The 12,251-nt window shown below is 35.7% G+C and carries 5 protein-coding genes; all 5 read left to right on the plus strand.

Features of this window, described 5'->3' with window-relative positions:
* The first annotated feature begins 16 nt into the window (after positions 1-16).
* The 5 genes from EDF66_RS15730 to EDF66_RS15750 all read left to right on the plus strand — a co-directional run bounded on the left by EDF66_RS15730 (position 17) and on the right by EDF66_RS15750 (position 12,207).
* A complete protein-coding gene (locus EDF66_RS15730; protein WP_132843692.1) occupies positions 17-2,380 on the plus strand; it encodes an ABC transporter permease in 2,364 nt (787 codons plus the stop codon).
* A 164-nt stretch (positions 2,381-2,544) separates the two neighbouring features.
* Positions 2,545-4,905, plus strand: coding sequence for an ABC transporter permease (locus tag EDF66_RS15735; RefSeq protein WP_132843693.1), 2,361 nt, complete (start codon positions 2,545-2,547; stop codon positions 4,903-4,905).
* 63 nt (positions 4,906-4,968) lie between these two features.
* Positions 4,969-7,359 carry an ABC transporter permease gene (locus EDF66_RS15740; RefSeq protein WP_132843695.1) on the plus strand — a complete coding sequence of 797 codons (2,391 nt, stop codon included), beginning with the start codon at positions 4,969-4,971 and terminating at the stop codon, positions 7,357-7,359.
* A gap of 40 nt (positions 7,360-7,399) precedes the next feature.
* Complete coding sequence (locus EDF66_RS15745; RefSeq protein ID WP_132843697.1) at positions 7,400-9,784, plus strand: ABC transporter permease; 2,385 nt, start codon at positions 7,400-7,402, stop codon at positions 9,782-9,784.
* A 38-nt stretch (positions 9,785-9,822) separates the two neighbouring features.
* A complete protein-coding gene (locus EDF66_RS15750; RefSeq protein WP_132843698.1) occupies positions 9,823-12,207 on the plus strand; it encodes an ABC transporter permease in 2,385 nt (794 codons plus the stop codon).
* The last annotated feature ends 44 nt before the right edge of the window (positions 12,208-12,251 follow it).

Raw genomic sequence — 12,251 nt, forward strand, 5'->3', positions numbered from 1 at the left:
TAATTGATTCAAAATCATGATAAAACTATTTTTTAAGACTTTTCTACGCAATATAAAACGTCATCCATTAAGTGGAATTATCAATATAACCGGTCTAGCATTGGGATTTACTGTTGCGTTGCTAAGTACACTTTGGATATGGAAACAATTCTCTTTTGATAAGAACTTTAAGCATTACGAAAGTATATACCAAGTGATGGTTACGGGTACTTTTAACAACGAGGTATCAACAGATGCATCTACACCTATTCCATTAGCAAAACTTATTGAATCTGATTATCACAATGAAGTTGCCCAAGTAGCATTAGCAACAGCTTTAGAAAACACCAGTTTCAAGGTTGGTGATAAAAAACTAAGTGCCAATGGTTTTTATACTTTAGGGAAATTTAGCGAAATTTTTAGTTTTGAACCCATACAGGGAGAAATCTCAACTCCTACTCAAGCCAATACATTTATTATCTCCCAATCACTAGCCTCCCGTTTATTTGGTTCTGAAAGTGCTATCGGAAAAATTGTACAGTTGAACGGAAACGAGCATTATCAGGTACAAGGTGTATATGCGAATTTGCCTGAAAACAGCACATGGTATGGACTAGACTATATATTGCCTTTCACGTCATATTTACAAAAAAATGAAGGTATTGCAGACAGATGGAATAATTGTTATTTTGATACTTATGTCCAGGTTTACAACAGTGCCCTCATACCTTCTCTAGAATCCAAGTTGACGAAATTTTTCAAAACAAAACTTACTGATATCAACCCTGAGATACTCTTACATCCCATGGCAAAATGGCATCTATACGAGTCTTTTAAAAATGGTAAGAATAATGGTGGCCAGATTCAGTATGTCTGGATGTTTGCCTTAATAAGCCTCCTGATTCTTTCGCTAGCCTGTATTAACTTTATTAATCTCAGTACTGCGAGAAGTCTTAAAAGAGGTAAGGAAATTGGTGTTCTTAAATCTATTGGTGTCAGTCGGAAACAGCTTATTACCAGTTTTTTAATGGAATCGATATGCGCTGTTGGCATTGCTTATCTATTTTCATTAATATTTACACTACTCTTATTACCCTGGATCAATAGTCTTACACAAGCTCATCTCGAGCTTCCATGGAATAATGCTGTATTTTACTGTTTATCCTTAACAGGTATTTTACTTCTGGGTGTACTAGCAGGTATCTATCCTTCGTTGTTTCTGTCTTCATTCAATCCTATTCTTGCTCTCAAAGGAAAACTACAGGTCAACAAAAGTCGATTTCAACCACGTAAAATCATGGTGGTCATACAGTTTTCTATTTCTATCTTTATGATGATCGCTACTTATCTCGTCATACAGCAATTATATCACGTCAAAGATAGACCCATCGGTTATGAAAGTCATAATTTGGTGAATGTACAGAGCACTAGTTCGGAAATCAGTAAAAATTTTGAGATCCTCAAGCGGAGTCTAGAAAATGAAGGTCTTATTCAAGATGCTACTGTGTCCTCCAATTTTGTTAATAGTCTTGGACTTTCGGGAGGGGGATTTATTTGGGAAGGTAATGATCCAATAGAGGGCTCTATAATGGGTATTTCTACTGTAGATGAAAATTTTGCCAATACTGTTCAATGGACTTTCTTAAAAGGTCGAAATTTTTCCAAAGATTTCAAGACTGACTCTTCTGGAGTTGTAGTGAATGAGGCGGCTGCAAAATTTATGGGATTGACCACACTCAATAGCAAACAGATTACTAAACGTGGCAAGGCGTATAATATCCTTGGAGTGATTCAGAATACGATTTCGGAATCTCCTTTCAAATCAATCACACCAACGGTTTATTTTCTTGATTTCCTTCCTAAAAACAAAATTACACTTCGCTTAAAAGATGGAGAAAATCAAAGTCAAATACTAAAAAATATCGGGGAGAAATTTTCTGCTATAGATCCGAATCTGGTATTTGAATACACATTTACAGATCAAGAATATGCGAAACAATTTAAGCAGATGGAAATGATTCGTAGTTTAACCAGTTTATTTACTGGTCTTGCAATTTTGATTTCCTGCCTAGGATTGTACGCCCTCGTTTCATTCTTAACTGAACAACGTGAAAAGGAAATTGGGATCCGAAAGGTATTAGGCGCATCTGAGCTCGGCTTATGGAAGTTACTATCAACCGAGTATATCTGGCTTACTTTTATCGGTTTTATGATAGCCACCCCGCTTGCTTATCTTTTTATGGAAAAATGGTTAGAAAATTATGTTTACCGTATTACTATTAGCTGGTCAATTTTTGCTGTCACGGGAGGTTTTGCTCTTTTCATTACGTTAATCACCGTAAGTTATCAGGCTATTAAAGTTGCTTTATCAAATCCTATTGATACACTACGGAATGAATAATCACCCTCATAACCTGTACGCTTACGAACGCTAGGTGTTCGAAAGCGTACAGTTAAAGAAGGATACAGCAACAAACAATTAACTGATTAGCAATAATTTAAAACATTGGCTTATGGATTGAACTTAAAAAGTGGCAAAAAAATACGAGTCTAAAGTTTAAACAAATGATACAGAACTATATTAAAATAGCATGGCGCAATCTTTTGAAAAGTAAGGGATATGCAACCATTAACATTATTGGCTTAGCTATTGGTATGGCAGCTGTATTGTTAATAGGCATCTGGATACAGAATCAATCACAATTTGACAATTTCTATAGCAATAAAGATAATCTATATAGACTCTGGAACAAATATGACGAGGAGGGTGAAATCAACTTGCTAAACATCACAGCAGGAACTGCTTCATCTACTTTAAAAGCAGAATATCCAGAGGTGGAGCATGCTGCTCGTATGTATTGGAGCACCGATAGATTATTATCCTTTGATAATAAAAAGATAAAATCTAAAGGAAATGAAGTTGATCCAAATTTTATTGAAATGTTCGATTTCAAACTTTTAAAGGGTAATCGCAATGAAGTATTAAACGGTCCAAACAATATTATCCTAACAGAGCGACTCTCAAAAAAAATATTTGGGGATGCGGATCCTTTGAACAAAACGATTACATTGGATAACAAAGAACCTTATCAGGTGACTGGAGTAATAGCAGATTTACCCAGCAATACAGATTTTGATTTTACTTATCTGATTCCCTTAATCAATGCAAGTAGTCAATCTCCCACTTGGAACATAAATACATTTATGACTTATATCCAGCTAAAGAATGGGACAAATGTAGATGCCTTTAATAAAAAACTAGTCAATATCATTGCAAAGAAAACGAATAATGAGCAGAAAGGTTCACTCTTTTTATATCCAGTATCCAAAATGCACTTGTATTCTAAATTTGAACAAGGTATCCCAGTTGGAGGCAAAATCACCCAAGTTAAACTTGTTGCTGGTCTTGGATTTTTGATTTTAGTGATCGCTTGTATTAATTTCATTAATTTAAGCACTGCGCGCAGTCAAAAGCGAGCAAAAGAAGTCGCGGTACGTAAAGTGGTTGGCGCCCAACGCAGCAGTTTGATTATACAATTTTTAACAGAGTCGGTCCTACTATCTTGTATTGCAGGAATACTTGCCATAGGATTAACATCTATATCCCTCCCACTATTTAATAAAGTATTGGACAAACCTTTAGTTTTTTCGATTACAGATCCTATGATCTGGGTCTCTCTTCTCGGATTTATATTGTTTACAGGAATATTAGCTGGGTTATACCCTGCATTTGTGCTATCGTCTTTTAAACCCGTTAAATCATTGAAAGTATCTGGAAAGTCTCAAAGATTTGCCTTCAATTTCCGTGAAGTATTAGTTGTTTTCCAATTTGGAGTTGCCTTAATCTTGATTATTGCAACCCTGATCGTCAATAAACAGATTGAATATGCAGGAAAACGTGATGTTGGTTACTCACCTTCACAACTGATCGAAATTCCAATGGAAGGTGATATGACAAAAAATTATGAAGTTATCAAATCTGAATTGATCAATAAGGATATTGTGCAAGCTGTGACCCGTACCGGATGGTCAATTACCCAAAACAATTCCAATTCAGGGGGTAATTTTTCATGGGAAGGATCTACCCCTGAACAAGGAAAAAAAATCGTATTCAATATTGGAAAAGCTGAGAGTGATTTTGTTAAAACTCTGGGATTAAAATTGATCGAAGGTCGTGATATTGACTTCGAGCGATTGGCTTCTGATAGTATGTCGGTACTCGTAAATGAGGCTGCTATCAAAGAAATGAAATTGAAAAATCCTATTGGCAGCATTTTGAAATGGGGAAGTAATACCTTTACAATTATAGGAGTTATCAATGATTACATCAGCGGATCTCCATACAGCCCAGTTACTCCACTTCTTATTCATCCTGCCAAAGAGTGGATGTTAAATATGGTTGTTCGTACTCCTGCATCTATACCTATAGAACAGAGCTTGAAACAAATGGAGCAGGTACTCAAAAAATTCAATCCGGCGTACCCTTTTGAATACAAATTTGTTGATCAGCAATTTGCGGCAAAGTTTAAAGAGCAACAACAAACAGCTCAGTTAGCACTCATATTCTCTACATTAGCCATTTTTATATCTTGCCTTGGATTATTTGGACTGGTATCGTACATCGCGGAATTGAGAACGAAAGAAATTGGTATCCGCAAAGTATTGGGTGCGTCTGTAACAGGTATAACAGCGATGCTCTCAAGAGATTTTGTGAAACTGGTTCTTATTGCCATTTTAATTGCCTCACCTATTGCCTGGTGGATCATGAATAAATGGTTGCAGGATTTTTCTTACCGCATCGAGATTCAATGGTGGGTATTTGCTTTAGCGGGGATTGCCGCATTAACTATCGCAATTATTACGGTGAGTACACAAGCCATTAAAGCGGCAAATACAAATCCTGTAAAAACATTACGGGATGAATAATAACATACACTTATTGTAGGGTTATCTGAATGAATTAATGAAAAAAGCTTTAAAGCATAAAAAATGATACGAAACTATATTAAAATAGCATGGCGGAATATTCGAAAGAATAAAGGGTTTTCACTGTTGAACATGTCGGGATTAACGATTGGAATAACCTGCTTTTTGTTATTAGTTACTTACATATACCATGAATCCAGTTATGAACGTTTTTTCTCTCATGCAGATCGCATTGCGTATTTCAGCCTATCATACAAGGCTCCAAATAGCCCAGAAATGGTTTCATCCAGTACAACGCCAACAGGTCTACAACAGACTTTACAATCTGATTTTCCCGAAGTTGAGCAGGCCAGTCGTTTATATCCGTATATACAAGGTGGATTAGTTGATATTGGAAATCAATCTTTAAAGGAAAATAAGCTGATTTATGCTGATAAAAACGTATTTGAAATTCTCGATTATGATTTTATTGAGGGAAACAAAAAACATGTATTGGATGAGCCTAATCAAATTGTATTGACAGAAACCTTAGCTAAAAAATATTTTCCAAATAAATCGGCTATAAATAAAACATTGATTATTGATAAAGTGAACTGGAAGGTGTCTGGGGTAATAGCCGATATGCCAAGTAATACGCAGTTCAGATTTTCTGCCATTCTCTCTAACCAAGGTCTAGCACGCTATAAAGAAGCTTCATGGAATTCAGCTAACGATATTACTATAGGATTATTAAAAACTGATCAAAGCTTTCAATCGGTGCAACTTAAACTGGATAATCTGGTTAAGGACAAATTTAGTGAGTCTATTAAACAGGGATATGAATTCGGTTTTAAAGTAGAAAAATTAAATGATATTCATTTGCACTCAAAAACTGCAGGTACAGGAAATATCCTCTATGTTTATATTTTAATGGCTTTGGGTATTGCTCTTATCGTCTTGACCTGCATTAATTTCACCAATTTGATTCTTGCAAATGCGATTGAGCGCAAAAAAGAGATCGGTGTAAAGAAGGTACTGGGTGCAGGACGAAAAACAATATTCTTTCAGTTTCTCTTCGAATGTAGCTTAATGATTTTGATATCCTTAATTATAAGCTTAGTGGCAACATGGTTACTGTTACCTCTATTCGGTCATTTATTGGGAGTAGAAATGCAGATCAACTTTTGGAACAAACCTATCCTCTATATAGCAATATTAACTTTCTTTATTATCCTGTCACTACTTGCAGGTGGTTGGCCTGCCTACTCGATTTCGAGTTCAAAACCGATTTCAATATTCAGAAGTAAACTGATCGAAAAACAGACAGGGATATCCTTGAGTAAAGTGCTGATTGTGTTCCAATTTTGTATTTCCATATTTTTTATCATCTGTACATTATTTGCTGGTCAACAAATGGAATTTATTCAATCTAAAAATACAGGACTGGATCGTTCAGATATATTGGTGCTCGATGGCCGAGGATGGCAAGATAAAGAGCGTCAATTGCTAAAGGATAAGCTAAGTCAATTAAACAGTGTTAAAGGCGTAACGGCATCTTATGATAGTCCGGTTAATATTCAGGGGGGCTATACGATTAATGAAGTAGAAGGACAGGCTCCAGATTTCTCTATTGATGTCACTGCTATTCCTATTGAAAAAGACTTTGTATCCGTGTTCAACATTAAATCTATTGCTGGTTCTTCCCTATCGGATACGGACATTTTAAGAGCAAGCGATACCGTCGCTCCGGAGAATAGTTTTATTATTAATACGCTAGCTGCAACTGCTATGGGCTGGACTCCTAAAGATGCAATCGGTAAGAAAATAAATTTAAATGGCCGCAAGGGCACTGTAAAACAAGTGGTTGAAAACTTTAATTTTAAATCTTTACATAATGAAATCACTCCTGTTGTGCTCTTTCCTGAATATGGTTATTTCGGAAATATCTTTATTAAGCTGCATGCTGGAGTTCCTACACAAGACGCATTGAATCAGATCAAAACGATTGTAAAAGAAATCACTCCGAAAAACAATTATGACTATCATTTTTTAAATGACGACTTTAATCAACTTTATCTACAGGATCAACAGACAACACGAGCGATGCAACTTTTTTCATTAATTACCATCTCCATAGCGTGTATGGGATTATTTGCACTTTCGACCTATACGGTGCAACAAAGAATTAAAGAGATTGGAATCCGGAAAATTGTTGGTGCATCTGTTATAAAAATTGTTAGCTTATTAAGTGTAGATTTCCTCAGGTTAGTAGTTATTGCGCTCGCTATTAGCATTCCTTTTGGATGGTTTGCAATGCATAAATGGCTAGACAATTTTGCTTATCATATTGAACTTGACTGGTGGATCTTTATACTTGCCGGTGGCAGTGCTTTACTCATCTCGTTCTTAACAATAAGTTACCAGACTGTCCGTGCTGCTATGGTCAATCCAATTGATTGTTTACGGGATGAATAATTTACTGCATTAAAAAAATTGACTACTTTATACGATAACGATGATAAAGAACTATATCAAAATCGCATGGCGTAATTTATTGAAAAATAAGGCTTTCTCTAGCATCAACATCATTGGATTGGCTATTGGTATGGCCGGAGCTTTGCTTATTGCGCTATGGTTGCAAAACATGCTGAGTATGGATCGGTTTCACGAGAAAAGTGATAGGCTCTATGCGATAAGTAACCGAGATGATCATACTGGCAAGAAATGGGCATGGTTAAATACACCCAAAATAATGGGACCAACCTTGAAAAATGATTTTCCTGAAATTGAAAGTTTTACAAGACTTGACGATGGAACTGGTAATCAATTTATTGCAACATACAAGGATCAAAAAATAGTATCTCAAATCGGATTCGCCGATCCTGGATTTTTCAACATGTTTAGTTTCCCTCTTTTAAAAGGAGATAAAAACAACCTATTGAATGATGCTAATTCGATCGTAATCACACAAAAATATGCAAAGACTCTCTTTGGAAACGAAGATCCTATAGGTAAGATCATTAAAATTGATTCTGTCAATTTGGTTACTGTAACTGGACTTCTTCAAGATCTACCCAATAATAGCAGCATGAATTTTGAAGGTTTAGTATCTTGGGATTATGCAAAAAAAATAGGATATGTAGATACAAATTGGAGTAATAACTCCACCTACACCTATGTGCTATTAAAAGCAGGGACATCGTTACCAGCATTCAATGAAAAAATAAGATTAGTTAGTCAAAATCATATAAACGTTGGCGATAATGAGATCAAGTCCACAAATGAAATCTTTGCATTTCCATTTAAAGATAGCTATCTCTACGATAAGGGTGAGGGTGGAAACTATACATCAGGTCGCATTCAACTTGTTCGTTTGTTCGCTTGGATCGGTGCTTTTATCTTACTTGTAGCCTGTATCAATTTTATGAATCTAAGTACAGCTCGCTCTGAAAGAAGAGCCAAAGAAGTAGGTGTTCGTAAAGTTGTAGGTGCTGGTCGTAAAAGCCTGATGGTACAATTTATCATGGAAAGTATTTTGATCAGCCTAGTTGCTATGGTACTTGCGCTCATATGTATGGTGTTAGTGCTACCGGCTTTTAATAATTTAGTTCAAAAAAATCTAACACTTTCTCTTCTCTCAGTCCAAACCTGGTTATCATTAATAGCATTCAGTGTAATTACGGGCATTCTGGCAGGAAGTTATCCAGCATTTTTTCTTTCATCTTTTAAACCTTTGAAGACATTGAAAGGAAAGTTAAATACTTACAATAAGGGGATGAGCATCCGTTCGATGTTGGTAATTATACAGTTTTCACTCGCCATTATCTTAACCATTGCTACTATAATCGTATCCAAGCAAATTCAATTTACGAAAGACCGGGAACGTGGTTACGATGAAAATGGTTTAGTTTATACCAGTATCTCCGGGAAATTAGATAAAAATTATGTCAGTTTACGGAATGAGTTACTAAACAGTAATGCAGTTCTTTCGGTATCAAAAAATATGTCTCCAGTTACTGATCGCTTTAGCAATGGCTGGGGATTTAGCTGGCCAGGAAGTACTGAGAGTGACAAGAAATTATTATTCAATCGCTTTAGTTCGGATGCCAATGCTGTACAAAATTTAGGATTTAAACTCGTGAAAGGTCGAGATATTGATGTATACAAATATGCTACTGATAGCAATGCAGTGTTACTGACAGAAACAGCTGTAAAATCCATGCGCTTAAGTAACCCGGTCGGTCAAGTCATTCAAGCCGACGGCGAAAATTGGCCAGTGGTTGGTGTAATCAAAGATTTTATCATTGATTCACCCTATGACGAAATAGCGCCAATGATTATTCTTGGTCCTAAATCCTGGTTCACAACGATACATTATCGACTGAATCCGAATAACAGTACCGAAACAAACCTAAAAAAGATAGCGGATATCTTCAAGAAATTTAATCCTGACTATCCTTTTGATTATAAATTTATTGATAAAAATTTCGAATCTAAATTTAAAGAGACACAATCCATTGGAACAATTTCTATGCTATTTGCAGGATTAACAATCTTTATTTCATGTCTTGGACTATTGGCTCTTATCGCCTACATGGCAGAGACACGGATGAAGGAAATTGCTGTTAGGAAGGTATTGGGAGCATCTGTTGGGCAATTAACATCTTTGCTCTCTTTAGATTTTCTAAAATTGGTCCTTATAGCAATTCTTATCGCATCACCGATAGCATGGTGGACAATGAATGACTGGTTGAAAGATTATAGTTATCGCATTGAAATCCAATGGCATTATTTTGCTATTGCAGGTCTTATGGCTATTCTGATCAGTTTGGCAACGATTAGTTACCAAGCGATCAAAGCCGCTCTTTCAAATCCTGTCAATAGTCTACGTGATGAATAACAGCTTAATAGATATTTTAAATAATTTAGAACAAGCTAATGATTCAGTTATTTTTTAAAACAGCATTTAGGCAGCTCTTGAAGCACCGGTATTATTCAATTCTGACAATTATTGGTTTAGGATTAGCGATTGCATGTGGTTTGTTCATTTATATTTACAATAGCTATCAGCTTAGCTACGATCAATTTCATCATCAAAAAGATCGGACTTACATGGTTGTTTACGATCTTAAGCTGGAGCAGGTTGAGCATGAAAAAGGAGGATCATTTGCCATGTATGAGGCCATTTCGAAAGAAATGCCACAGATCGAGAAAACTGCTTTATATATTGACAAAAAAGATTTCACTATAGGAATCCAAGATAAACTGTTCAAAACAGATGGAAAAGCAGCTTTTGCTTCTTCAAATTACTTTAATATATTTGATTTCCCCTGGAAGCAGGGAAATCCTAAAGACTTAGATGCGCCTAATACTGTCGCGCTTACTGCATCTACTGCTAAGCTTTATTTCGGAGATGAAAATGCAATAGGAAAAACAATCCTAGTTGAGGGTGAGTTTCCTATAAAAGTTATTGGTATTATCGATGATAGTCGAAAAAATTCTGACTTTAGATCGGAAGTTTACTTCTCCTTAAAATCGATTCCGACACTTTTTAAGATTGATACCAAGGATGATTATTTTCATAATTGGGGTTATACAAATACGAACAACAATATTTTATTGACTTTAAGGAATAATGAAGATAAGGTTCAGGTAGAAAAAACCATCCATGAGCTTGTCGGAAAATATTATGATAAGAGTGTACTAGAATATTATTCCTATAAACTGCTTCCGTTAACCGATTTTCATTTTGATAAAGACTATGGAAAAGGTACCCAAAAATCGCTACTACAGATATTGTCAATTATTGCCCTTGGCATTAGTATCATGGCAATCGTGAATTACAGCAATATTCTTTTTGCGCAACAAATGAACCGTAGTGTTGAAATGGGGGTAAGAAAAATTTTAGGGAGCTCAAAGAAACAACTCTTTTACCAGTTTTTATTAGAGACTTTAATATTGACCTTTCTGTCCACTATTTTTGCACTCATTTTATTAAGCATTTTCCTAAACTGGAGTAATGGATATCTTTTTCAAGATGAACCTATAGCAATTCTTTCTTTAAGTTCACTGATTAGTATTGTCGGATTGACCTGGATCTGCACGGCTCTTCTAACTAGTGTTTATCCTTTACTTTTTGTCAATAGGACTCCTATCCAAGATGCTCTAAAAAAATTGACAATGGGTCCATGGAGTTTCACCAGAAAGTCTTTCATTATTTTGCAAAATGTAATCGCGATGGTACTTCTGATCGCAACCTTAGTGATCATTCTTCAAGTCAATTATCTTAAAAATACGGATCTGGGATTTGATCGCGAGCAGGTATTCCTTTTTCCTATGAAAAAAGAAATGTTTGCCAGCAAAGAAAAAATTAAGCATTTCCTTGCGAAACGGCCTGACATTACCTCATTTAGTTTTTGTGATAATCCGCCAGCAAATGATAAAGTTTGGGGAGGAACTATTCAATTTGATGATCGGTCAGATTGGGAAAAATGGCCTGCCCGTTATGCTATTGCTGACTCTTCATATATTAAAACATTTAATATCAAACTTGTCGCTGGACATAATTTTAATGATAACCCCAAGAATCCGGAGTTTTTGATCAATCAAAAAATGGCTAGGGACCTCGGATATAAGAACCCATATGATATCTTAGGAAAAAGCCTTAACGCGGGAGGATTAAATGAAGAAAGCATCGGAAAGATTGTTGGTGTTGTAGCTGATTTTAGTACAAACTCTCTAAAGGAAGGTATAGCGCCGACAGTTATCGGCTATAATGCGGGGCGTTTAAAAAATATAGCCATCAAGTTTAATGGTACAAATCCACAGCAATTTATACATGAATTTGAACAGCAATGGAGGGATTGGTACCCTAAGGAAATATTTGAATACAAATTTTATGATGAACAAATCGCTAATTTGTATGCAAAAGAAACACTAACTGAGAAACTGATTTGGATCGCTGCGGTCGTTTCTGTTATCATAAGCACTATGGGCTTTTTAGGATTGTTATCGATCACTATTCTGAAACGAACCAAAGAAATTGGTATCCGAAAAGTTCTTGGCTCTTCTATAGCAGGAATTATTCAATTATTGACGCAAGATTTCGTTAAATGGATGATCATTTCTGGTATAATAGCTACGCCTATTGCCTTTTATTTGATGAATAGATGGCTGGAAGATTTTCCTTTCCAAATTGAGCTGACATGGTGGATTTTTGCTTCAGCGTTGCTCTTTGGAGTCATGACTACGTTATTGGTAATCAGCTTTCAATCTTTCAAAGCCGCGCGGGCAAATCCGGTAGACAGTTTGCGGGATGAATAAGTAACGTGATTAATAAACCCATAATAAGATAATCAAACCCGAAG

This window comes from Sphingobacterium sp. JUb20, from assembly GCF_004342035.1.
Classification (GTDB): domain Bacteria; phylum Bacteroidota; class Bacteroidia; order Sphingobacteriales; family Sphingobacteriaceae; genus Sphingobacterium; species Sphingobacterium anhuiense.

What these genes read in the sequence shown, in the direction of transcription:
- EDF66_RS15730 (WP_132843692.1), top strand. Translation starts at nt 17, where the DNA reads ATGATAAAACTATTTTTTAAGACTTTTCTACGCAATATAAAACGTCAT.
- EDF66_RS15735 (WP_132843693.1), top strand. Translation starts at nt 2,545, where the DNA reads ATGATACAGAACTATATTAAAATAGCATGGCGCAATCTTTTGAAAAGT.
- EDF66_RS15740 (WP_132843695.1), top strand. Translation starts at nt 4,969, where the DNA reads ATGATACGAAACTATATTAAAATAGCATGGCGGAATATTCGAAAGAAT.
- EDF66_RS15745 (WP_132843697.1), top strand. Translation starts at nt 7,400, where the DNA reads ATGATAAAGAACTATATCAAAATCGCATGGCGTAATTTATTGAAAAAT.
- EDF66_RS15750 (WP_132843698.1), top strand. Translation starts at nt 9,823, where the DNA reads ATGATTCAGTTATTTTTTAAAACAGCATTTAGGCAGCTCTTGAAGCAC.